We start from the raw sequence: 23,863 nt of genomic DNA on the forward strand, positions 1-23,863 counted from the left end.
TTCTTGGATCATGGCTAGGAGATCCTCTCCTGTAGTGGTTGGAAGGATCCGGACTCGTTTGAGGGAATAGAGTCCATCAGCGGAGCTGGCGAGTCCATTTTTAGTGGTGAGGCCTAGTTTGTAGTCGGCTTTCTTGGCTTGGTCGATCGTGACCTGGCTGTAGCTACCAGATGGGTAGACGATAACGCTGGTATTTTGATCCAGCACCTTATCCAGCAGGCGTTTAGAAGCGACCAGCTCATTCTTTTGGGTCTCAAGACTGGAATTGGCTAGGTCTGGATGATTGACCGTATGGCTTTCAAAGGTCAAGCCAGCTTTTTTCATCTCTTTGATTTGGTCAAAGGTCAGGACATTTTCTTTTTCTTTTTGTGTAAAGTCTGTGATGATATTGTTGGTGGCGGTCATTTTGTATTTTTTGAGAAGCGGATAGACGATAGTATAGAAATCCTCGACGCCATCATCAAAGGTCAGCCAGACAAATTTCTTTCCTTTTGGGACTTCGTTCTTGACGAGGATGCGATAGGCCTCCTCAGGTGTCAGGGTGTAGTAACCCGCTTTTTTCAGGGCCTTTAGTTGGCTTTCAAAGGTTTCTGGATCGACAATCAGATTGGCATTTGCAGCTTCGGACTCGGCCATATTGTGCACGGAGTGGTACATGAGGATGGGCAGTTTGACCGGCTTTTTCACCCGAGTCCACTCGATAGAGGAACTGTGTTCATCTAGCGAGCGCGTTATGGCAGTGCCACTTGTATTTCCGTCACTCGGCTGAGTGATCCGTTTGATCAGAAGAAAGCTACAAATAAAGATACAGACCAGTAGGAGGGCATTGATTCCAAGTAGGGCTTTGATTTTTTTAGGTACTCTTCGTTTACTCATAGTGTCACCGTTTTCATTATTTTCTTTATTGTACCACAAATTCTATGTTCTTTTCCAGAACTTGCTACAGGCAGATCCTGTCATGAAAATTCAGAATTTTTAAGGCAATTGGCTGTCAAACGCTCAAGTTTTTGTTATAATGGAGCTACTATAGAAAATTCAAGGAGTCAATAGGATGTCTGTTAAGATTGCCTTACTAGGATTTGGTACTGTTGCAAGTGGCGTACCATTTTTATTAAAAGAAAACCATGAAAAAATCACCCAGGCAGCTCAAGATGAAATCGAGATCGCTAAGGTCTTGGTTCGAGATGATGCTGAAAAGGAAAGCTTGCAAGCGGCTGGTCACAACTACAACTTTGTGACCAATGTCGATGAGATCATTGAAGACAAGGACATTGCCATCGTGGTCGAGTTGATGGGTCGTATCGAGCCAGCGAAAACCTTTATCACCCGTGCGCTGGAAGCAGGCAAGCACGTAGTTTCTGCTAACAAAGACCTTCTTGCCGTTCATGGAAGCGAGTTGCTAGAGATTGCTCAAAAACACAAAGTGGCCCTTTATTACGAAGCTGCCGTAGCTGGTGGGATCCCAATCCTTCGGACCTTGGTGAATTCTTTGGCCTCAGACAAGGTGACCAAAGTGCTCGGTGTGGTCAATGGAACCTCTAACTTCATGATGACTAAAATGGTCGAAGAAGGCTGGACTTATGAGGATGCTTTAGCAGAAGCGCAACGTCTTGGTTACGCTGAAAGTGATCCAACCAACGACGTTGAAGGAATTGATGCTGCTTACAAGATGGTGATCTTGAGCCAGTTCGCTTTTGGAATGAATATCCAATTTGACCAGGTAGGTCACAAAGGAATCAGCCAAATCACTCCTCAAGATGTCTCAGTTGCTCAAAGCCTTGGCTATGTCATCAAGCTTGTCGGCTCTATCGTTGAAACAGAGTCAGGGATCGCAGCAGAAGTGACACCAACCTTCCTTCCAAAACAACATCCACTCGCAGGAGTGAACGACGTTATGAATGCGGTCTATGTGGAATCCATCGGTATTGGGGAGTCTATGTACTACGGACCAGGTGCTGGTCAAAAACCAACTGCGACCAGTGTCGTAGCCGACCTCGTTCGCATTGTCCGTCGACTAAAAGAAGGAACGATCGGTAAAGCCTTCAATGAATACAGCCGTCCTCTTCAATTGGCTAAGCCAGAAGACGTGAAGAACAATTATTACTTCTCAATCAAGGCACCAGATGCGACTGGTCAAATCTTGCGTCTTGCGGAAATCTTTAATGCAGAAGGAGCTTCCTTCAAGCAAATCCTCCAAGAAGACTCAGATGGTCACTATGCAAGTGTCGTCATCATTACCCACCAAGTCAACCAAACACAATTCAAGAACTTGGTTGAAAAATTGGATTCAGAGGCGAATTTCGAACTCTTGAATACCTTTAAAGTCTTGGGAGAATAAGCATGAAAATTATTGTTCCAGCAACCAGTGCCAATGTAGGGCCAGGATTTGATTCGGTTGGGATTGCCGTGACTCGCTATTTGACCATTGAAGTCCTTGAACCAGCTGATGCTTGGTTCATTGAGCATGATCTAGGAGCAGGGATTCCGACAGATGAGAAAAACCTCTTGCTCTCAACAGCTCTTTCTATCTCAACGGATATGCAACCCCATCGGGTCAAGATGACTAGTGAAGTGCCTTTGGCGCGTGGTCTTGGATCTTCTAGCTCGGTCATTGTCGCAGGGATTGAATTGGCCAACCAATTAGCTAACCTCCAGCTATCAGATGCTGAGAAATTACGCATCGCGACCGAGATCGAAGGTCATCCGGATAATGTAGCTCCGGCTATCTTTGGAAATATGGTCATCGCTAGCTACATCGGTGAAGATGTCCAATATGTCACTGCTGACTTCCCAAGCTGTGACCTTGTGGCCTTTGTACCGAGCTACCAATTGAAGACCAGTGATAGTCGAAATGTCCTACCGAAAGAATGGTCTTATAAGGAAGCTGTTGCAGCTAGTAGCGTAGCCAATGTCGCTATCGCAGCTCTCCTCAAGGGAGATTTGCTGACGGCTGGTCGCTCCATCGAGTCAGATCATTTCCACGAACGCTACCGTCAATCTCTTGTCAAAGAGTTCCCTCAGGTCAAAGAAGTAGCGCATGCGCATGGGGCTTACGCTACCTATCTGTCAGGAGCAGGCCCAACGATCATGAACCTCTTAGCGCCAGAGCATACAGCAGCCTTTGTCGCAGCTCTCGAAGAACTCGGGCTAGATGGTCAGATTTTCCAACTTAAAATCGACACATTTGGCGTTCGTGTTGAGAAATAAACCTCAATGTAACACAAATGAAAGAAGGATGTATACGAATGTATATGTCCTTTTTGCTTCTTCTATGGTAGAATGGGAATTGTATGGGGAAAAGCTCAAGCTTTCCCGAAAATCTAGGGGGAAACATGAAACCAGAATATTTATATAGTATTGCTACCGATCTTGGTCTGCAATTTGATGGCGAAGCCCGTGTGATGTATGGAGAGCGTGAAGGCTTCTTGTTAGTCATCGAAGGTGCTCAAACCAAGAATGTATTTACCATTTCACTCAGTGTTAAACAAGGTTCCGAAGGAGACTTGATCGAAGATAGTGAAATTCTTTGGAATGAATTAAAAGAACAATCAAAAGCCATTAATGCTATCTCTTCTGATGGTTACTTGACCTCGATCGTTGTCAAGGGTGGAATGACCAAAGGCAAGGCTGTCGAAACCTTATGGACAGCTATCCAAGATATTGTTGATTTCTTACTCAACCACCAATTTGTGCAAGTGAATGCGGAAACGGGTGAGGAAGGACCGATCGGTCTGTATCAAATTGGAGATGCGATCTTTTTAATCGACGATGCAACCTTTAGAGCCTACCAAGCCGAAGTGCAAGATACAGTTGAGGCTTATGAAGCGCGGGAAGAAAACTTCCTTTTAGGGATTGTAGGTGCTGTGATTGGTGTGATCATCGGTGGAGCAGTTGCCCTCTTAGTAGCGCGTCTTGGCTATGTATCTGTTTTAGCAGGGGCTGCCCTCGGTTATTGTACTATCAAAGGTTATGAGATCCTTGGTAAGAAATTGACTAAAAAAGGCGTGGTAGTTTCAGCTATTTTGATGGTCTTGACGGTCTTTTTGGTCAACCAATTAGATTATACTTTGGCGCTCATGAGTGAACTGGATTTGCCATTTGGTATGACCTGGACGCTTCTCAATGAAGCGACATTCTCAGGGGACGTCCCAGATAAATTTTACTTGAATCTAGGACTCTTAGCTGTCTTCACTCTTGGTGGTGCTTGGATTTCGGTCAAATCAGCTCTGGATGGACAGAAGAATCGTACTATCGCTCGTAAAATTGCATAGTGAATGATAAAAGGAAGGCCTGAATATTATAGGTCTTCTTTTGTTTTTTAGGGTCGAAAAATAGTCAAAAATTTGGTATAATAGTTTGTATTTTTATAGAGAGAGAACAGACAGAAAGATGAATGAAAAAATGAATCAAATTCTTGAAGGGATTGATATCCGTTTTCAAGAACCCTTAAAACATTATACCTTCACAAAGGTAGGTGGGAATGCTGAATTTTTAGCCTTCCCTCGCAACCAATACGAATTAAAGCGCATCGTCCAATTTGCTAACCAAGAGCAAATCCCATGGATGGTCCTGGGCAATGCGTCCAATATCATTGTCCGAGATGGGGGCATTCCGGGATTTGTCATTATGTTTGATCGCTTGCGTGACATCAGTGTGGACGGTTATGTGATCGAAGCAGAGGCAGGTGCTAAACTTATCGACACCACTCATGTGGCCTTGCACCATAGTTTGAAAGGTTTTGAGTTTGCCAGTGGCATTCCAGGCAGTGTCGGTGGGGCTGTCTTTATGAATGCGGGAGCCTATGGGGGAGAAATCGCTCATGTCCTAGTATCCTGTAAGGTCTTGACCAAAGACGGAGAGATCGAAACTCTGTCAGCGAGTGAACTGGCTTTTGGCTACCGTCATTCTAAGATTCAAGAGACAGGGGCTGTCGTCATCTCTGCCAAATTTGCTTTGTCTCCAGGCAATCACGAGGCGATCAAGCAGGAGATGGATCGGTTGACCCATCTTCGTCAGTTGAAACAACCCCTTGAATACCCTTCTTGTGGATCTGTCTTTAAGCGTCCTGTCGGTCATTTTGCAGGTCAATTGATCAGCGAAGCAGGTCTGAAAGGCTATCGAATCGGTGGTGTTGAAGTTTCTGAAAAGCATGCCGGCTTTATGGTCAATGTCGATAATGGAACAGCTAAGGACTACGAAGATTTGATCGCCCATGTCATTGAGGCAGTAGAAGCTCACTCAGGCGTCCGTTTAGAACCAGAAGTTCGCATTATCGGTCAAGCCTAAGAACTTTAGTATTGAAGAACAATTGATTGTGAACCATCGATAGCATCAGTCGGAGAGGGGGTGAGTGCCTATCGATACCGTAAATAGGTGGGGCAGTCTAGTAAGTCCCCGAGAGGTATTGGTGGTCTGACAGGTTTTCCTGTCAGCCGCTGCATTTTCGTATGAAAAGCAGTTTGGTAATCGCAGTAAAGAAGGAATTTATGTGAATTGAAAAAACCAATTATTGAGTTTAAAAATGTTTCAAAGGTCTTTGAAGATAGCGGAACCGTTGTCCTAAAGGATATCAATTTTGAATTGGAGGAAGGGAAGTTCTATACCCTGCTCGGTGCATCTGGATCAGGAAAATCAACTATCCTTAATATCATTGCTGGTCTTTTGGATGCGACGACTGGAGATGTCTATCTTGATGGGGAACGGATCAATGATGTCCCTACCAACAAACGGGACGTCCACACCGTCTTTCAGTCCTATGCCCTGTTTCCACATATGACGGTCTTTGAAAATGTGGCTTTTCCCCTTCGTTTGAAAAAGGTGGACAAGGCTGAGATCGAACGTCGGGTTTCAGAAGTCTTGAAAATGGTCCAGTTAGCGGGATTTGAAAAACGTTCGATTCAAAAATTATCCGGTGGTCAACGCCAGCGGGTAGCTATTGCCCGGGCTATTATCAATGAACCACGAGTGGTCCTTTTAGATGAGCCCTTGTCTGCACTTGACTTGAAACTGCGGACAGACATGCAGTATGAGTTGCGGGAATTGCAACAACGCTTGGGGATTACCTTTGTCTTTGTTACCCATGACCAAGAAGAAGCCCTTGCCATGAGTGACTGGATCTTTGTCATGAATGAAGGAGAGATCGTCCAATCTGGTACACCAGTAGATATCTATGATGAACCGATCAACCACTTTGTAGCCACCTTTATCGGTGAGTCCAACATTCTAGATGGGCGCATGATCGAGGACTACTTGGTTGAGTTCAATGGCAAACGCTTTGAAGCCGTCGATGGGGGAATGCGTCCAAACGAACCAGTTGAAGTCGTCATTCGTCCTGAAGACTTGCAAATCACCCTTCCTGAAGAAGGCAAGCTCCAAGTGAAGGTGGACACCCAGCTCTTCCGTGGTGTGCATTACGAGATCATCGCCTATGATGATTTGGGTAATGAGTGGATGATTCACTCCACTCGTAAGGCCATCGTGGGAGAAGTCATCGGGCTAGACTTTGAACCAGAAGATATCCACGTTATGCGTCTCAATGAAACCGAAGAAGAATTCGATGCGCGGATCGAAGAGTACGTTGAAGTGGAAGAGCAAGAAGCTGGTTTGATTAATGCCATTGAGGAGGAAAGAGATGAAGAAAACAACCTCTAATCTATTTATCCTCCCCTATTTCTTGTGGATTTTTCTATTTGTCTTGGCTCCTGTAGTCATGATTATCTTTCAATCCTTTTTTAACGTTGAAGGGCAGTTTTCACTTGAAAACTACAAAGAGTTCTTTACTTCGCAAAATCTGACCTATTTAAAGATGAGCTTTAATTCGGTCCTTTATGCCGGAATCGTCACCCTGGTGACACTCTTGATCTCCTACCCGACTGCTTACTTTTTGACGCTGCTCAAACACCGGCAGTTGTGGTTGATGTTGATCGTCTTGCCAACCTGGGTCAATCTCTTGCTCAAGGCCTATGCCTTTATCGGAATTTTTGGGCAAAACGGCTCCATCAATAGCTTTTTAAGCTTTCTCGGAGTCGCTCCCCAGCAGATCCTCTTTACCGATTTCTCCTTTATCTTTGTAGCCAGCTACATCGAGTTGCCTTTCATGATTTTGCCGATCTTTAATGTCTTAGATGACTTAGATCCAAACTTGATTAATGCCAGCTATGATTTGGGAGCCAATCGTTGGGATACCTTCCGTCATGTGGTCTTCCCCTTGTCCATGAATGGAGTCCGCTCAGGTGTGCAGTCTGTCTTTATTCCTAGTCTGAGTCTCTTCATGTTGACACGGATGATCGGTGGAAACCGCGTCATTACCTTAGGGACTGCAATCGAACAGCACTTCCTAACAACACAAAACTGGGGAATGGGTTCCACCATCGGAGTTGTTCTGATCCTTGCCATGCTGTTTACCATGTGGGCAACTAGAGAAAGGAGAGAACGATGAAAAAAGTATCTCATTTCTATCTAGGCTTCGTCTTTCTGATCCTCTATCTTCCCATCTTCTATTTGATTTTTTATGCCTTCAATAAAGAGGGAGATATGAATGCCTTCACAGGCTTCACGCTTGAGCATTTCAACGAGTTGTTCGCAGATAGTCGCTTGATGCTGATCTTATCAGAGACCTTCCTCTTGGCCTTCTTGTCAGCCTTGATTGCGACGGTGATTGGAACCTTTGGAGCCATTTATATCTACCAATCGAAGAAAAAGTTAGAAGGGCCTTTGCTCTCCATTAACAATATTCTCATGGTAGCGCCAGACGTCATGATCGGAGCTAGCTTCTTGATTCTCTTTACGACGGTCAAGTACCAGCTAGGTTTCCTATCTGTTCTGGCTAGCCACGTGGCCTTCTCGATTCCCATTGTGGTCTTGATGGTCTTGCCACGACTCAAGGAAATGAACAGGGATATGGTCAATGCGGCCTATGACTTGGGAGCTACCCAAGTGCAAATGCTTAAAGAGATCATGTTGCCGTATCTGACACCAGCCATTATCGCCGGTTACTTTATGGCCTTTACCTATTCTCTTGATGACTTTGCCGTGACCTTCTTTGTAACCGGAAATGGCTTTACAACCTTGTCTGTAGAGATCTACTCCCGTGCGCGTCAAGGGATTTCCCTCAGTATCAATGCCTTGTCCGCCCTTGTCTTTCTCTTTAGTGTGCTCTTGGTCATCGGTTATTACTTTATCACCCGTGAAAAGGAGGAAGCAGCATGAAAAAACTTTATTCATTCCTAACTGGGATTGTCCTTGTCATTCTGATCCTCTGGGGAATTAGCCACCAGATCGAAGCGAGCATGAATACCAAGAATAGTGACAAGCTGGTCATCTACAACTGGGGAGATTATATCGATCCAGAATTGCTCAAGGAATTCACAAAAGAAACAGGAATTCAGGTGCAATATGATACCTTTGATTCCAACGAAGCTATGTACACTAAGATCAAACAAGGGGGAACTACCTACGATATTGCGATTCCTAGTGAATACATGATTGCCAAGATGATGGATGAGCATCTGGTTGAAAAGTTGGACCAATCCAAGATCAAAGGGATGGAAAATATCGATCCAAAACTCTTGAACCAATCGTTTGATCCGGGCAACCAATATTCAGTACCTTATTTCTGGGGGACCTTGGGGATCGTCTACAATACCAAGATGGTCAAAAATGCTCCGGAACATTGGTCAGATCTCTGGCGTGAAGAGTACAGAAATGACATCATGATGTACGATGGTGCGCGTGAGGTCATGGGAATTGGTCTCAATACCTTGGGCTATAGTCTCAATGAAAAGGATCCAAAGAAATTGCAAGAGGCCGTGGATAAACTCTACACCTTGACGCCAAACATCAAAGCTTTGGTGGCCGATGAGATGAAAGGGTATATGATCCAAAACAATGCGGCTATTGGAGTTACTTTCTCAGGAGAGGCCAGCCAAATGCTTGATGCCAATAAGGATCTTCGCTATGTCGTTCCAACTGAAGCCAGCAACCTTTGGTTTGATAACATTGTCATTCCAAAAACCGTGAAAAATAAAGAAGCAGCATATGCCTTTATTAACTTCATGCTTCGTCCTAAAAATGCTTTAAAAAATGCTCTTTATGTCGGCTACTCAACGCCAAATAAAAAAGCCAAAGCCATGTTGCCAAAAGAAATCCAAGATGACCAATCCTTCTATCCAAGCGATGAAACACTGGACCATTTGGAAGTCTATCAACAATTAGGCAAGAAATTGCTTGGAGTCTATAACGATCTTTACCTCCAGGTCAAGATGTATCGAAAATAACAAAAAGGAACCTTCGGGTTCCTTTTTGATTGAAGATAAACTCCTCTTAGAAACTTTCCTTAAGTGAGTACGGACGTTAGGTGAAATTATCCTGTGGATGATTTCAGCAATCCAGGAAGTTCCATGACTTAGTTTTGGACCTAAGGTTCCAAAACTCCCGAGTGCTAGAAACAATGATGTTTCTATCACTTTTCTCACAGCGGAAAGTTTCATTTTATATTTAGATACTCTACAAAAATGCAACATTTGAATTTTTAGCATCACTTAGGTTGTTATTTGTAAAAAAGGATTACCTATATTCTAGCAGAACCCCACAAGTTCTTTTATGATTGCTGCATAAAGTCTCTAACTAGTGAGTTAGATTGAGATTCAAATGAAAGATGCTATAATAGTAAGGAAAGTGACTGGCCCATTCAGTCATGAAAGGAACGATTGGAGAGAATTAAATGAAGAGACAAATGGAACTATTTTTGATTATTTTGTTACCGATCCTAGGACTGGTTTTTCTTGGAGGAAAAATCATGACCCTGACCAAAAGACCCGAACAGAAGATAACAACCACTTTTTCAAAGAAAGTCGTACAAAAATCAGAAGAAGAAATAAAAAAAGAACAAATCGCTTTTCTCAAGGAACACGAGCAAGAAATCGTCGATTTTGTAAAGGCTCAAAGTCCGAAAGTCGAATCCGTTCAGATTGATTGGAACAGTATGCAAATTGAAGAGTCTGGGAATGGAACACCTCAGGGTGGTGGATACAATTTATCTATTTCTGGTCAAATTAATCAATTAAAAAACACAAAATTCTCCGTTGATTTTTACCTAGAAGATCAAAATAGCATACCAACTATCAAAAAAATGGGGATGCTAAATGATATTTATATCGAGGAAAATGGTGGCTGGAAAATTTTTTCTTAAGTAAATAGAAGTAAAAGTGTTATGAGGAAACAAGAAAATTAAAATGAAACGTACACTTAAGTTATTAGCTTTAATGCTTATTTTCACAAGCATTGGAGGCTGCACTGTAAAACCAAAAGAACAGATGAAACAAGATAAAGTGAATGTTTCTTCCTCCACCAAAGGAGATACAGAAGTGCTCAAACAAAAGCAAGTAAACTTTTTAAAAAAACACGAGTCCGAAATTACGAACTACATAAAGTCGAATGATCCAGAAGTTGTTCGAGTCAAGTATGACTGGGATAGTGTGAAAGTAGAAGATAGTGGTGCTTTTACGGAATCTGGGTTTGACATCCGTTTAAAGGTCTATGGAGATAATGATAAGGAACTAAATGGCTATTCATTCTTTATTGTCCCAAAACCAAATGTTGAGAATCCAATTTCAATTGATTCAATCTCTGGTTCGAATTTTCCTTAATAAAATCAACAGATCATTCTATCCATTAAGAGGAAAGAATTTGAGCTATGAGTCCATAATAGATCTAGAAATGATAGGTGGAAATTTTAGAGAATAATTTGTACAGAATGGTAGGAGGACTTATGAAAAGGCGAAAAATCATGATGGTTGCTTCAATTGTAGCTCTCCTAAGTATAGGAGGATGTAGCGTGAAGCATAAAGATGATACAAAACAAGGAAAAACGATTGCTGCTTCATCAATCAAAGAAGACAAAGAAGCCATTAAACAAAAGCAGCTCGCTTACCTCAAAGAACATGAAAAAGAAATTGTTGATTTTATGAAAGCCCAAAGTCCGAAAATCGAATCCGTTCAAATATATTGGGATGAAACTCAGTGGGGAGTAGCAGGAAATGGGACGCCACAAGGTGGTGACGAAATGATTCTCATTTTTGGTGGGTTTAATCAAAATCCTGAATCGAGTTGGCGAGTTGATGTGGTGGTGGAAGATGGAAAAATTAATTTAAAGACGATGTCTTTGGGCCAATATTTAAGGATAGGTGGAAGAATTTTCGAATAAATAAGTTGATAGATCAATTAAAAGTGTGTAGATTGGTGGGAATTGAATGAAGAGACAAATGGAACTATTTTTGATTATTTTGTTACCGATACTAGGACTGGTTTTTCTTGGAGGAAAAATCATGCCACTGACCAAAAGACCCGAACAGAAGATAACGACCTCATCTCCAAAGAAAGTCGTACAAAAACCAGAAGGAGACATAAAAAAAGAACAACTGGACTACCTAAAAGAACACGAACAGAAGGTTATTGATTTAGTCAAAGCACAAAATTCAAAAGTCGAATCCGTTCAGATTGATTGGGATCAGACACAATGGAGTGATGGTGGGCTTACAACTCCCGAATATTATATGAATGTTTATGGACGTATAAATAATATTGAAGAATCGGGTTGGGGAGTAGATATCCCAATTAATGAGGACAATACATTGAATCTAGATGAGATGTATATAGGATCTGACATTGACATAGAGGGTAGAATACTTGAGTAATTGGATCAAATCCAGGAAGAGCGTTCAAAGCTCAAATGGGAGTATGACAGTGAGATAGATGCTTTCTATAAAAATCAGAAAAAGCTGGAATCGAAAGATAAAAAAATCAGTAAGGTTGTCCTTACTGTTTTTTTAGTTGGATCCAGATGTGGCTGTATCTGCGCCACTGTCTGTTGCTGTGGAGCCTTGGTCTTGTGCAGCAGATGAACTGGTTTCTGTAGCAGATGAGCTATCGGTTTCTTTTTGTGAACTTGTTTCTGTATTGCTTGAATCGGTTTGCGTATTGGTATTGGCATCTGTATTGGTAGCGCTTGAGTCAGATCCCTTATCATGAACCACGACGACGCTGGTGCTACTAGAGGGTTTATCTTCTGTTTTTTGATTGTCTTTATTGAGCAGGCTCATAATGGTAAAGGAAGTGACGATAATCCCTAAGAGACTGGCAATCGTAGCTACAACCGTTTGAAATACGGACAAACCTTGTTTGACTTTCTCACCGCGAGATGGTCTTGTATCAACTTTTTCCTCAGGTTTTTGGTTTTTGTTACTTCTTGAATATTGTGACATGTTCATTCTCTTTCTATCAAAAATTGTTTTTTAACACTTTCTTATTATAAGTCATTTTCTGAAAAATGTCTAAAAAGAACTGAATTTTATAGAGTAATTTTGCCGCGTCTCTCTTTATCAAATCCTTGTCCCAAGCGGTCAGAAATGATAAAATAGAAGTTACGTAAAAAGAAAGTGATGGATGCGTAGGACATGATCTATTTTGACAATTCAGCAACGACTAAACCCTATCCAGAAGCCCTTGCGACTTATACAGAAGTAGCGACTCGGATCTGGGGAAACCCTTCTAGTTTGCACAATCTAGGTAGTCAAGCTACTCGTATTTTGGAAGCTTCTCGGAAACAAATTGCGGAGCTAATTGGCAAGAAAGCTGAGGAAATTTATTTCACGTCTGGTGGGACAGAAGGGGACAACTGGATCCTCAAGGGTGTCGCCTTTGAGAAAGCTCCTTATGGCAAGCATATCATTGTCTCTGACATCGAGCATCCTGCCATCAAGGAATCGGCTGCTTGGTTAAAGACGCAGGGATACGAAGTGGATTACGCTCCAGTGGATGCGAGTGGCTTTGTCAAGGTGGATGCCTTGGCTAACCTACTCCGTCCGGATACGACCTTGGTTTCTGTCATGGCGGTCAACAATGAGATTGGCTCCATCCAGCCCATCCATGAAATCGCGTCTCTTTTGGAAGATCGCCCAACGGTTAGTTTCCATGTCGATGCGGTACAAGCCTTGGCAAAGGTAGCAACAGAAGTTTATCTACCAGAGCGCGTGGACTTTGCGACCTTCTCTAGTCACAAATTCCATGGGCTTCGCGGAGTAGGCTTTGTCTACATCAAAGAAGGCAAAAAGTTCACTCCTCTCTTAACCGGAGGTGGCCAAGAAAAAGAAATGCGCTCGACAACTGAGAATGTTGCAGGTATCGCAGCAACAGCAAAAGCCCTACGCTTAGCCATGGAAAACCAAGAAGCTTTTGCCAGCAAGACCCAGCAGATGAAAGAAGTCATCCGCAAAGAATTGGCCAACTATCCAGATGTCACTATCTTTTCTGGTGAGGATCACTTTGCGCCTCACATCTTGACTTTCGGGATCAAAGGAGTTCGTGGAGAAGTAGTGGTCCATGCCTTTGAAGAGTTTGATATTTACATCTCGACAACCAGTGCCTGCTCGTCCAAAGCTGGTAAGCCAGCTGGAACCTTGATTGCTATGGGAGTGGACAAGAGTATTGCCCAGACAGCTGTTCGCTTGAGTCTCGATCTTGAAAATGACATGAGCCAAGTCGAGCAATTCTTGACCAAGTTCAAACTGATTTACGAGCAAACACGAAAAGTACGTTAATTTTAGAAGGAAATCAACATGACCTTAACCTATTCAGAAATTATGATTCGCTATGGAGAGCTTTCTACTAAAGGAAAGAACCGTATGCGTTTCATCAATAAACTTCGCAATAATATCCAAGATGTTTTATCTATCTATCCAGCTGTCAAAGTGACAGCCGACCGTGATCGAGCGCATGCTTATCTGCATGGGACGGATTATGAGCCAGTAGCAGAATCCCTCAAGCAGGTTTTTGGAATCCAAAATTTTTCACCCGTTTACAAGATTGAAAAATCTGTTCCGGCCTTAAAAGCGGCAGTGCAAGAGATTATGAAGGAGATTTACAAGGAAGGCTTGACCTTTAAAATCTCAAGTAAGCGCAGTGACCATACCTTTGAACTCGATAGTCGCGAGCTTAATCAAACCTTGGGAGGTGCGGTCTTTGAAGCGATCCCAACTATCCAAGTTCAGATGAAAAAACCAGATATTAACTTGCAAGTTGAAATTCGAGAAGAAGCAGCCTATATCTCTTTTGAAACCATTAAGGGAGCAGGTGGTCTTCCTGTTGGTACGTCTGGCAAGGGCATGCTCATGCTTTCTGGTGGGATCGACTCTCCAGTAGCTGGTTACCTAGCCTTGAAGCGTGGAGTGGATATCGAGGCAGTACACTTTGCTAGCCCACCATATACCAGCCCAGGTGCTCTTAAAAAAGCCCATGATTTAACACGGAAGTTGACTAAGTTTGGGGGCAATATCCAATTTATCGAGGTGCCCTTCACAGAGATCCAAGAAGAAATTAAGGCAAAAGCGCCAGAAGCTTACCTCATGACCTTGACCCGTCGCTTTATGATGCGCATTACAGACCGCATTCGCGAGGTTCGCGGTGGTTTGGTGATTATCAATGGTGAAAGTTTGGGACAAGTGGCTAGCCAAACCTTAGAGAGTATGCAGGCCATCAATGCGGTAACCAATACGCCAGTTATCCGTCCAGTGGTAACCATGGACAAGTTGGAAATCATCGATATTGCCCAAGCCATTGATACCTTTGAAATCTCCATCCAACCGTTTGAAGACTGTTGTACCATCTTTGCACCAGATCGTCCAAAGACTAATCCGAAACTCAAAAATGCGGAGCAGTATGAGCAACGGTTGGATGTGGAAGCTTTGGTCGAGCGTGCTGTGTCAGGCATCGTCGTAACGGAAATCACACCAAAAGCAGAAAAAGATGAGGTCGATGACCTGATTGAGGATTTGCTATAGGAGAGACTGGGAGTATCCAGCCTCTTTTTCTTACCAACTTAAAGGAGACAAGATGAAAAAAGTTATCGTTTTAATGACAAGTTTGTTTCTGTTGACAGGCTGTGTCAAAGTATCATTTACTGGCCCGAAAAAAGAAGAAAAGACCAGCCAGTCAACCAGCAGCAAAAAAGAACCGCTCACATTTGTCAGAGCTGATCAGTACAAAAATCAGGACAATGAAATCCTAGAGCTTGCTGAAAAATTTATCAAAGACCATCCAACGATTGGAACTCCAGGAAGATTGTTTGCATTTTTACCAGGCTATACCTTTGGAGATGAGGAGAACCGTTTCGCCTTGCTCTATCTGGTGAATCGCACCACTACAACAATTGATCGCGATGGTTCCTTCGTTTTGAACTTAGAATATGATGGGGAACCCCTTCTTGAAAATGTGACGGTTGACTATCAAATCAGTGAATCGGGTGTTTTAAAAACGAATATGGCTGCAGCCATTCCTATCAAAATCACCAAGGAAACAGAAGAAAAAATGAAGAGCTTGAACGATTCGTCTAAGGCTAAATTGACCATCAGTGACTTTCAATTTAAGAATAAGTAGATGAAGAGTCAGCTTTGAAAGAGTTCTTAAAATAAAAGATAAAAATTTATTTTTCAAAAGAAAATTCGTTTTCAAAGCGCAAAAATACTTGTCTTTGTCTGATAGAAGTGATATACTAAGAGAGTTGACTATGCACATGCCTGTGCAACCGCTCGATCATCGTTGCTCATTTTCATGAGAATAAGTGGTTCGTCCCACGATGCTAGGCGAGTCTTCACAAAAATACGGGGAAACCCAAAAATACATAGGAGGTGCATAATGAGCACATACGCAATCATTAAAACTGGCGGAAAACAAGTTAAAGTTGAAGTTGGTCAAGCAGTCTACGTTGAAAAATTGAACGTTGAAGCTGGTCAAGAAGTTACATTTAACGAAGTTGTTCTTGTTGGTGGTGAAAACACTGTTGTCGGAACTCCACTTGTTTCAGGAGCTACTGTTGTTGGAACTGTTGAAAAACAAGGAAAACAAAAGAAAGTTGTTACTTACAAGTACAAACCTAAAAAAGGTAGCCACCGTAAACAAGGTCACCGTCAACCTTACACTAAAGTTGTCATCAACGCAATCAACGCTTAATTTTTAGGAGAACACATGATACAAGCAGTCTTTGAACGAGCCGAAGATGGCGAGCTGAGGAGTGCAGAAATCACTGGGCACGCTGGAAGCGGTGAATACGGCTTTGATGTCGTGTGTGCATCGGTTTCTACGCTAGCCATTAACTTCGTCAACTCTGTTGAGAAGTTTGCAGGCTACGAACCGGATCTAGAATTAAACGAAGAAGAAGGTGGCTTCCTTCGGGTGACAATCCCGACAGATATTCCACCACATCAAAGAGAAATGACCCAACTATTCTTTGAATCATTTTTCTTAGGGATGGCAAACTTATCGGAGAACTCTTCGGAGTTCGTCCAAACAAGAGTTATCACAGAAAACTAACATGGAGGAAAACAATTATGTTGAAATTGAATCTTGCTAACTTGCAACTTTTCGCCCACAAAAAAGGTGGAGGTTCTACATCAAACGGACGTGATTCACAAGCAAAACGTCTTGGAGCTAAAGCAGCTGATGGACAAACTGTAACAGGTGGATCTATCCTTTACCGTCAACGCGGTACACACATCTACCCAGGTGTGAACGTTGGACGTGGTGGAGACGATACTTTGTTCGCAAAAGTTGAAGGCGTAGTACGCTTCGAACGTAAAGGTCGCGATAAAAAACAAGTTTCTGTTTACCCAATCGCAAAATAAAAAGGTTCAGTGAACCTTTTTATCCCGAGCCTTGAAATATTAAGGTGAGGAAGCTAGAAATAGCATAAATCAAAGCTTTCCGGATTAACGGAAGGCTTTTTTTCTTTTATTTATTTAAAAATATCATGTTTACTCTTGTTAATATAATGTTTGAATTTGTGTTTTTTGAAAAATGTAGTATAATAGAGACAAATATAGTAGGAATGGAAGTAGTACCATGAAAGATAGCAGACATGTTGAAATTCTTCAGGAACTGGATCGAAAAAGTGTGGTATCGGTCAAAGAGCTCAAGGAACTTTTTGGGGTGACAGACATGACCATTCGTCGCGATCTGATCGATCTTGAAAAACAAGGTCTTTTAGTTCGTGTACATGGTGGGGCCCACAAAAAAGTCAAAGATAGCTTATTAGAAGCTTCTCACAGTGAAAAAAATCTGATCAATATTGATGAGAAACGAAGCATTGCCAAAAAATGTGCAGACTTGATCGAAAATGGGGATACCGTTTTTATTGGCTCTGGTACAACAACAGACTTTATCGGAGATTATTTGGAAGGGAAAGAAATTAGCATCGTCACCAACTCCCTCCCTATTTTTGAGAAGCTCAAGGATTTTCCAAATTATGATCTGATCTTAGTTGGTGGTCGCTACCGGGTAAAGACACAAACCTTTGTCGGTCAATTTGCCAATAAACTCTTGAAAGAAATCAAGGTTTCTAAAGCCTTCATCGGGGTGAATGGAATCGATGGCCATAGTGTCTCCACAGCTAATGAAGAAGAAGGAAATGGCAATGCCATTATTCTGAACAATGCGATAGAGAAATATGTGGTAGCTGATAACAGCAAGTTTGATAGTTATTCCTTCTACAGTTTCTATCGTGTGGAAGATCTAAATGCCATTATTACCGATGATAGCATCCCAAAGAAGATCAAAGACAAATATGGCTTTTATACGAAAATTATTTAAGATCAAGAGGCTGGGACAAAAGTCCTAGCCTCTCGATTATTTTTGGATTGTCGAGCAAGACGCAGTGGTTGAGTGGGCTCTACTACGCTGATTTCATTAGGTTTTACAGCCCTACTCAACTGTGCGGAGGTGGGACGACGAAATCGAATTCTAACGAATTACCGATTTCTGTCCCACTCTCTTTTTACTTTTTTAATAATATTAGAAAATGACGGTTAGGAAGCGCTTTAAAGAGGAATATAAACAAAAATAAACAAAATACGACAAAAAATGATTGACATTCAATCAATATAGTGATATACTCTAACCATAAAATAAATAGTTAGATAAGGAGGTGGCAACAATGGGATTAAATCAACTCTTTAACAAAGATCTTGTGTTTTGCCTACATGCCAAGGATCAAACAGATCTCTTTGAGCAGGTAGCAAGCTTACTTGAAGAGCGACAGATTGTGACACCAACCTATCGTTCCGCTTTGATTGAGCGTGAAAAGTCTTTCCCGACTGGATTAGACATGGAATTTCTTGGTAAGGACTTACCAAATGTGGCGATTCCGCACACAGACATTGTCCATAATCTCACTGAGAATGTGGTCGTGGTTCGTTTGGATCAACCAGTAACCTTCCATAATATGATAGCTCCAGATAAGGAAGTTCAAGTTTCACTTTTATTCTTCATTATCAACAATTCAAGCGCAAGCCAAACCAATATTTTGGCCCAGCTGATGGATTTCTTTACATCCAATGGAAATCTCGAAGCTCTATCAAAATTAGATAGTGAAGATAAGCTTTATCAATACATAACGGAAACTATTTCCTAAAACATTCGTAAATATTTATAATGGAGGACATCCAAATGATTAAAATTTTAGCTGCCTGTGGTGCAGGTGTTAACTCTAGCCACCAAATTAAGAGTGCGGTAGAAGAAGAGTTGTCAAACCGCGGTTATGATGTGCGTTGTGACGCTGTCATGGTCAAAGACGTGAATGAAGACTTGATTTCAGGTTATGATATCTTTACTCCAATTGCTGCAACTGATTTAGGATTTGATCCTGGTATTCCAGTAATTGAAGCTGGTCCAATTTTATTCCGTATTCCAGCAATGAGTGCGCCAGTCTTTGATAACATTGAAGCTGCCATTAAAGAACATGGATTAAGTTAATATTTTTTTAAAACAGTTTGTAAGCGTTATCCAATAAAAAATTGGGAACACTTTATGCCGTAAATTACAAAAAAATTATAAATCGGGAGGATTTATTATGAATGGCATTATTGATTTTGCCAATAAATTTTTCAAACCCATCCTAGATATGGGTGCTCCGATCATCATGTTGATCGTCTTGACTTTATTGGCTCTCTTGTTTGGAGTGAAATTCTCTAAAGCCCTTGAAGGTGGTATTAAACTTGCCATCGCCCTTACTGGTATCGGTGCCATCATCGGTATGTTGAATGGAGCTTTCTCAGCGTCTCTTGCAAAATTCGTTGAGAACACAGGTATTCAATTGAATATCACTGACGTTGGTTGGGCACCTCTTGCGACCATCACTTGGGGGTCTGCCTGGACACTTTACTTCTTGTTGATTATGTTGATTGTCAACGTTATCATGCTTGCGATCAAGAAAACAGATACACTTGACGTCGATATCTTCGATATCTGGCACTTGTCTATCACTGGTCTTTTGATCAAATGGTATGCGGACAACAACGGTGTCAGCCAAGGTTTATCACTCTTCTTGGCAACTCTTGCAGTTGTCCTTGTAGGGATTATGAAAATCATCAACTCAGACTTGATGAAACCAACATTTGATGATCTTTTGAATGCACCAAGTTCATCACCTATGACTTCAACTCACATGAACTACATGATGAACCCAATCATCATGGTCTTGGATAAAATCTTTGACAAATTCTTCCCAGGTCTTGATAAATACGACTTCGACGCTGCTAAATTGAACAAGAAGATCGGTTTCTGGGGATCTAAATTCTTTATCGGTTTCCTTCTTGGTATCGTCATCGGTATCATGGGTACTCCACATCCAGTTGCTGGCGTCGCAGATGCTGACAAATGGGAATTGGTTATTAAAGGTTGGTTGAGCCTTGGTTTGACTGCCGGTGTCTGCTTGGAATTGTTCTCATTGATCGGTTCTTGGTTCATCGCAGCGGTAGAACCATTGTCACAAGGTATTACAAACGTTGCTACTAAACGTCTTCAAGGACGTAAATTCAACATCGGTTTGGACTGGCCATTTATCGCTGGTCGTGCTGAAATCTGGGCTTGTGCCAACGTACTTGCACCAATCATGTTGATCGAAGCAGTGCTTCTTTCTAAAGTCGGAAATGGTATCTTGCCACTTGCAGGTATCATCGCTATGGGTGTGACTCCAGCCTTGTTGGTTGTAACACGCGGTAAATTGATCCGTATGATCATCTTCGGAAGCCTTCTCTTGCCACTCTTCCTTCTTTCAGGAACATTGATTGCACCATTTGCAACTCAATTGGCTAAGAGTGTTGATGCCTTCCCTAAAGGGGTAGCTTCTACTCAATTGATCACTCACTCAACTCTTGAAGGACCAGTTGAAAAATTGCTCGGTTGGACAATCGGTAACGCAACAACTGGTGATATCAAAGCTATCCTTGGTGTAGTTGTCTTCTTGGCATTCTATATCGGAATCTTCGCTTGGTACAGAAAACAAATGATCAAACGTAACGAAGAATATGCTGCAAATGCAAAATAATCGTCATATGTAGTTTGAAAACTGACACCATATCTGTTGTGGATATGGTGTTTTTATTTTAAAAAATGTTCGAAAATAAACAATTTAATGTTGACTTTCGTTCAAAATAGGTGTAATATAATATCAAAAGTAAGAAAATGTTCCTTTGTGAAAAATTAACAACAGGGATATTTACTGAAACGAACAAAAGGAGGACAGGACATGTCTATTGTAATTGGTGCAGATGCTGCAGGATTAAGATTAAAAGATCTCGTGAAAGAGTTTCTTGTAAAAGAAAACTTCGATGTTGTGGATGTAACTGCTGAAGGTCAAGATTTTGTTGATGTGACACTTGCAGTTGCGAGTGAAGTGAACAAAAACGATCAAAATCTTGGAATCGTGATTGATGCATACGGTGCTGGTCCATTTATGGTTGCGACTAAAATCAAAGGAATGGTGGCAGCAGAAGTTTCAGATGAACGTTCTGCTTATATGACACGTGGACACAACAATTCTCGAATGATTACCATGGGGGCTGAAATTGTTGGGGATGAATTGGCGAAAAACATTGCCAAAGGCTTCGTCAATGGTAAATACGACGGTGGCCGTCACCAAATCCGTGTAGATATGTTGAATAAGATGTGCTAATGAGAGGAGAATTCAAATGAGAATTGCAATTGGTTGTGATCACATTGTGACAAATGAAAAAATGGCTGTTTCTGATTTTTTGAAATCAAAAGGATATGAAGTGCTCGACTTTGGGACTTATGACCATACACGTACCCACTATCCAATCTTTGGTAAGAAAGTCGGTGAAGCCGTAGCAAGTGGCCAAGCAGATCTTGGTGTTTGTATCTGTGGTACTGGTGTTGGGATTAACAATGCGGTTAACAAAGTACCTGGTATCCGTTCTGCCTTGGTACGCGATATGACAACTGCTCTCTATGCTAAAGAAGAATTGAACGCAAATGTCATCGGATTTGGTGGTAAAATTACTGGTGAATTGCTCATGTGCGATATCATTGAAGCATTCATCCACGCTGAATACAAACCAACTGAAGAAAATAAAAAATTGATCGCTAAGATCCAACATGTGGAAACCCATAATGCTCATCAAGCGGATGCTGATTTCTTTACAGAATTCCTTGAAAAATGGGACCGTGGTGAATACCACGACTAAGAGGTGACGTATGATATTAACGGTCACGATGAACCCTTCGATTGATATTTCTTATCCTTTGGATGTACTCCAGTTGGATACTGTCAATCGTGTGGCTGAGGTGAGTAAGACAGCTGGTGGGAAAGGTCTTAACGTTACTCGTGTACTTTCTGAGATAAAGGATCCAGTGGCAGCGACTGGCCTACTTGGTGGTCGAACGGGGCAATTCATTCTCGATCATTTAGGAGAAGGGATAGAGGAACGTTTCTTTGAAATTGCTGGAGATACACGTAATTGTATCGCCATCCTTCACGAAGGCAAGCAAACAGAAATCTTAGAAAAAGGTCCAACCATTTCTGAGAAAGAAGGGCAAGACTTTCTCGACCATTATCGTCACTTGGTTGAACAAGTAGAGGTTGTTGCCATCTCTGGAAGTCTTCCTGCTGGTTTACCAGTGGACTACTATGCTAGCCTTGTCAAGATTGCAAGCGAAGCAGGAAAACCAGTCGTACTCGATTGCTCGGGAGCTTCTTTAGAAGCTGCCATTCAAGCAACTGTCAAGCCTACGGTCATTAAACCAAACAATGAAGAATTATCACAGTTGTTAGGAAAAGAAGTGAGTAAGAATGTGGAAGATTTAAAAGAAGTTCTTCAGGATTCTCTCTTTGATGGCATCGAATGGGTGATTGTCTCCCTTGGTGCAAATGGCGCTATCGCTAAGCATGGGGATGTCTTCTATAAGGTAGATATTCCTAAGATCGATGTCGTCAATCCAGTCGGATCTGGTGATTCGACTGTTGCAGGGATTGCATCTGGTCTCTATCATCATGAGAGTGACGCAGACTTGCTCAAGAAAGCAAATGTTCTTGGAATGTTAAATGCGCAAGAAGCACAAACAGGGCATGTCAACATGGGGCACTATGATGCCTTGTATCAACAATTAATCGTAAAAGAGGTATAAAATGGTATTAACAGAACAAAAACGCAACTATTTGGAACGTCTCAGCACAAAAGACGGTGTCATTTCAGCTTTGGCCTTCGACCAACGTGGAGCTTTGAAACGCTTGATGGCCAAATATCAAGACACAGAACCAACAGTAGCACAAATGGAAGAATTGAAAGTCCTTGTAGCAGATGAATTGACAAAATATGCTTCATCTATGTTATTGGACCCAGAATATGGTTTGCCAGCTACGAAAGCCTTGGACAAAGATGCTGGTCTCTTACTTGCCTATGAAAAAACAGGTTACGATACATCAAGCACCAAGCGTCTACCTGACTGCTTGAACCTTTGGTCAGCAAAACGCATCAAAGAACAAGGCGCAGATGCTGTGAAATTCTTGCTCTACTATGATGTAGACAGTGCAGACGAACTCAACCAAGAAAAACAAGCTTATATCGAACGCATCGGTTCAGAATGCGCTGCAGAGGACATTCCATTCTTCCTTGAAATCTTGGCTTATGATGAAGGAATTGCGGATGCAACCTCTGCTGAATATGCAAAAGTGAAACCTCGTAAGGTGATTGAGGCTATGAAAGTCTTCTCAGATCCTCGTTTCAATATCGATGTCTTGAAAGTCGAAGTTCCAGTTAATGTGAACTTCGTGGAAGGATTTGGAGAAGGAGAAGTTGTCTATAGTCGTGAAGAAGCAGCTGCCTTCTTCAAAGAACAAGAAGAAGCGACCAACCTTCCATACATCTACCTCAGTGCCGGTGTATCAGCTAAGCTCTTCCAAGAAACTCTTGTCTTTGCCCACGAATCAGGTGCAAACTTCAATGGTGTTCTTTGTGGACGTGCAACATGGGCTGGATCAGTTGAAGCTTATATCAAAGACGGAGAAGCAGCTGCTCGTGAATGGCTTCGTACAGAAGGTCGACAAAATATTGAAGAATTAAATGACGTTTTGGCTAAAGTAGCGACACCTTGGACAGAACGCGTATAAGATTCAAATGATGATTGCCTCCTAAAGCAACAGTTAGAGAGTGGGACAGAAATCGGTCATTCGTTAGAATTCGATTTCGTCGTCCCACCTCCGCACAGTTGAGTAGGGCTGTAAAAGCTGATGAAATCAGCGTAGTAGAGCCCACTCAACCACTGCGTCTTGCTCGACAATCCAAAGCTGATTGAGAGGCTAGGACTTTTGTCCCAGCCTCTTCATTATTTTAAGGCCTTGTTTCTTTTTTATAAAAAAATGTTTAAAAATTTTCGCTGTAAGGGTTTACAAAATAAAAAGCTTATGATAGAATAAGTTTATAAGTTGAATAGCAGTGAGCGTTACTAAGTTAGATTAGGCGTGACCACAAGTAGATGAACAATTAGTGTATGCTAGTTTTTTCAGTTGCTTCGTGGTCAT

Annotated in this window: 28 protein-coding genes and 1 other annotated feature; of the genes, 26 read left to right on the top strand and 2 right to left on the bottom strand. The window is 41.9% G+C overall.

Annotation, left to right across the window (positions count from 1 at the left end; genetic code table 11):
* A partial coding sequence (locus O3605_RS07845) for a polysaccharide deacetylase family protein (RefSeq protein WP_350007287.1) occupies positions 1–876 on the bottom strand: 876 nt, incomplete at its 3' end.
* A gap of 175 nt (positions 877–1,051) precedes the next feature.
* Between O3605_RS07845 and O3605_RS07850 the strand changes: the two genes are divergently transcribed.
* The 12 genes from O3605_RS07850 (at position 1,052) to O3605_RS07905 (ending at position 11,693) form a co-directional block, all read left to right on the top strand.
* Entirely contained in the window at positions 1,052–2,338 is a 1,287-nt protein-coding gene (locus O3605_RS07850; RefSeq protein WP_049507335.1) for a homoserine dehydrogenase, read from the top strand.
* 2 nt (positions 2,339–2,340) lie between these two features.
* A complete protein-coding gene (thrB, locus tag O3605_RS07855) occupies positions 2,341–3,207 on the top strand; it encodes a homoserine kinase (RefSeq protein ID WP_118228063.1) in 867 nt (288 codons plus the stop codon).
* Positions 3,208–3,290: 83 nt separating this feature from the next.
* Positions 3,291–4,271, top strand: a complete 981-nt coding sequence (locus tag O3605_RS07860; RefSeq protein WP_371585795.1) for a TenA family protein — start codon at positions 3,291–3,293, stop codon at positions 4,269–4,271.
* Positions 4,272–4,389: 118 nt separating this feature from the next.
* Positions 4,390–5,286: a UDP-N-acetylmuramate dehydrogenase gene (murB, locus tag O3605_RS07865; RefSeq protein WP_118228065.1), complete on the top strand. Its 897-nt coding sequence runs from the start codon at positions 4,390–4,392 to the stop codon at positions 5,284–5,286.
* A gap of 207 nt (positions 5,287–5,493) precedes the next feature.
* Positions 5,494–6,651, top strand: coding sequence for an ABC transporter ATP-binding protein (locus O3605_RS07870; RefSeq protein ID WP_003002881.1), 1,158 nt, complete (start codon positions 5,494–5,496; stop codon positions 6,649–6,651).
* Positions 6,632–7,438 (top strand): ABC transporter permease, encoded by an 807-nt coding sequence (locus O3605_RS07875; protein WP_003011144.1) that lies wholly within the window; start codon positions 6,632–6,634, stop codon positions 7,436–7,438. The genes O3605_RS07870 and O3605_RS07875 overlap by 20 nt, the downstream gene beginning before the upstream one ends.
* The gene (locus O3605_RS07880) at positions 7,435–8,208 is read left to right on the top strand and encodes an ABC transporter permease (RefSeq protein ID WP_049503631.1); all 774 of its coding nucleotides are present in this window, start codon (positions 7,435–7,437) and stop codon (positions 8,206–8,208) included. The genes O3605_RS07875 and O3605_RS07880 overlap by 4 nt, the downstream gene beginning before the upstream one ends.
* Entirely contained in the window at positions 8,205–9,275 is a 1,071-nt protein-coding gene (locus O3605_RS07885; protein ID WP_049503629.1) for an ABC transporter substrate-binding protein, read from the top strand. The genes O3605_RS07880 and O3605_RS07885 overlap by 4 nt, the downstream gene beginning before the upstream one ends.
* 521 nt (positions 9,276–9,796) lie before the next feature.
* A complete protein-coding gene (locus O3605_RS07890; protein ID WP_261674227.1) occupies positions 9,797–10,189 on the top strand; it encodes a hypothetical protein in 393 nt (130 codons plus the stop codon).
* A 43-nt stretch (positions 10,190–10,232) separates the two neighbouring features.
* The gene (locus O3605_RS07895; protein WP_070506232.1) at positions 10,233–10,646 is read left to right on the top strand and encodes a hypothetical protein; all 414 of its coding nucleotides are present in this window, start codon (positions 10,233–10,235) and stop codon (positions 10,644–10,646) included.
* Between the two features lie 122 nt (positions 10,647–10,768).
* The gene (locus O3605_RS07900; protein ID WP_070587272.1) at positions 10,769–11,203 is read left to right on the top strand and encodes a lipoprotein BUG3; all 435 of its coding nucleotides are present in this window, start codon (positions 10,769–10,771) and stop codon (positions 11,201–11,203) included.
* Positions 11,204–11,249: 46 nt separating this feature from the next.
* Complete coding sequence (locus O3605_RS07905; protein WP_070506231.1) at positions 11,250–11,693, top strand: hypothetical protein; 444 nt, start codon at positions 11,250–11,252, stop codon at positions 11,691–11,693.
* A 132-nt stretch (positions 11,694–11,825) separates the two neighbouring features.
* Here O3605_RS07905 and O3605_RS07910 read toward each other — a convergent pair whose 3' ends face one another.
* Positions 11,826–12,260 (bottom strand): DUF6556 family protein, encoded by a 435-nt coding sequence (locus O3605_RS07910; protein ID WP_371585799.1) that lies wholly within the window; start codon positions 12,258–12,260, stop codon positions 11,826–11,828.
* A 192-nt stretch (positions 12,261–12,452) separates the two neighbouring features.
* On the opposite strand from O3605_RS07910, the gene O3605_RS07915 reads away from it, so the two are divergent.
* The 14 genes from O3605_RS07915 (at position 12,453) to lacD (ending at position 23,452) form a co-directional block, all read left to right on the top strand.
* On the top strand, positions 12,453–13,595 hold the full coding sequence (locus O3605_RS07915) for a cysteine desulfurase family protein (RefSeq protein WP_371585801.1): 1,143 nt from the start codon (positions 12,453–12,455) through the stop codon (positions 13,593–13,595).
* Between the two features lie 18 nt (positions 13,596–13,613).
* Positions 13,614–14,834, top strand: coding sequence for a tRNA uracil 4-sulfurtransferase ThiI (gene thiI, locus O3605_RS07920; RefSeq protein ID WP_371585802.1), 1,221 nt, complete (start codon positions 13,614–13,616; stop codon positions 14,832–14,834).
* A gap of 52 nt (positions 14,835–14,886) precedes the next feature.
* The gene (locus tag O3605_RS07925) at positions 14,887–15,429 is read left to right on the top strand and encodes a hypothetical protein (protein ID WP_070506221.1); all 543 of its coding nucleotides are present in this window, start codon (positions 14,887–14,889) and stop codon (positions 15,427–15,429) included.
* Between the two features lie 136 nt (positions 15,430–15,565).
* Positions 15,566–15,653, top strand: a sequence feature (ribosomal protein L21 leader region).
* A 34-nt stretch (positions 15,654–15,687) separates the two neighbouring features.
* On the top strand, positions 15,688–16,002 hold the full coding sequence (rplU, locus tag O3605_RS07930; protein ID WP_003007734.1) for a 50S ribosomal protein L21: 315 nt from the start codon (positions 15,688–15,690) through the stop codon (positions 16,000–16,002).
* Between the two features lie 15 nt (positions 16,003–16,017).
* Positions 16,018–16,362 (top strand): ribosomal-processing cysteine protease Prp, encoded by a 345-nt coding sequence (locus O3605_RS07935; RefSeq protein ID WP_003002581.1) that lies wholly within the window; start codon positions 16,018–16,020, stop codon positions 16,360–16,362.
* Positions 16,363–16,379: 17 nt separating this feature from the next.
* Positions 16,380–16,673 carry a 50S ribosomal protein L27 gene (rpmA, locus tag O3605_RS07940; RefSeq protein ID WP_003002805.1) on the top strand — a complete coding sequence of 98 codons (294 nt, stop codon included), beginning with the start codon at positions 16,380–16,382 and terminating at the stop codon, positions 16,671–16,673.
* 217 nt (positions 16,674–16,890) lie between these two features.
* A complete protein-coding gene (locus tag O3605_RS07945; RefSeq protein WP_061455169.1) occupies positions 16,891–17,637 on the top strand; it encodes a DeoR/GlpR family DNA-binding transcription regulator in 747 nt (248 codons plus the stop codon).
* Positions 17,638–17,980: 343 nt separating this feature from the next.
* The gene (locus tag O3605_RS07950) at positions 17,981–18,457 is read left to right on the top strand and encodes a PTS sugar transporter subunit IIA (RefSeq protein ID WP_070506218.1); all 477 of its coding nucleotides are present in this window, start codon (positions 17,981–17,983) and stop codon (positions 18,455–18,457) included.
* Positions 18,458–18,492: 35 nt separating this feature from the next.
* Positions 18,493–18,798: a PTS sugar transporter subunit IIB gene (locus tag O3605_RS07955; RefSeq protein ID WP_049485465.1), complete on the top strand. Its 306-nt coding sequence runs from the start codon at positions 18,493–18,495 to the stop codon at positions 18,796–18,798.
* Positions 18,799–18,895: 97 nt separating this feature from the next.
* Positions 18,896–20,371 carry a PTS transporter subunit IIC gene (locus O3605_RS07960; protein ID WP_003007726.1) on the top strand — a complete coding sequence of 492 codons (1,476 nt, stop codon included), beginning with the start codon at positions 18,896–18,898 and terminating at the stop codon, positions 20,369–20,371.
* 201 nt (positions 20,372–20,572) lie between these two features.
* A complete protein-coding gene (gene lacA / locus O3605_RS07965) occupies positions 20,573–20,998 on the top strand; it encodes a galactose-6-phosphate isomerase subunit LacA (protein WP_003007724.1) in 426 nt (141 codons plus the stop codon).
* 16 nt (positions 20,999–21,014) lie between these two features.
* Positions 21,015–21,530, top strand: coding sequence for a galactose-6-phosphate isomerase subunit LacB (gene lacB, locus O3605_RS07970; protein ID WP_003002763.1), 516 nt, complete (start codon positions 21,015–21,017; stop codon positions 21,528–21,530).
* Positions 21,531–21,540: 10 nt separating this feature from the next.
* Positions 21,541–22,470, top strand: coding sequence for a tagatose-6-phosphate kinase (locus O3605_RS07975; protein ID WP_371585808.1), 930 nt, complete (start codon positions 21,541–21,543; stop codon positions 22,468–22,470).
* Between the two features lies 1 nt (position 22,471).
* Positions 22,472–23,452, top strand: a complete 981-nt coding sequence (gene lacD / locus O3605_RS07980; RefSeq protein ID WP_371585809.1) for a tagatose-bisphosphate aldolase — start codon at positions 22,472–22,474, stop codon at positions 23,450–23,452.
* Positions 23,453–23,863: the final 411 nt, after the last annotated feature.

Origin of the sequence: Streptococcus sp. 27098_8_99 (assembly GCF_041431935.1) — a bacterium.
Lineage (GTDB): Bacteria > Bacillota > Bacilli > Lactobacillales > Streptococcaceae > Streptococcus > Streptococcus parasanguinis_D.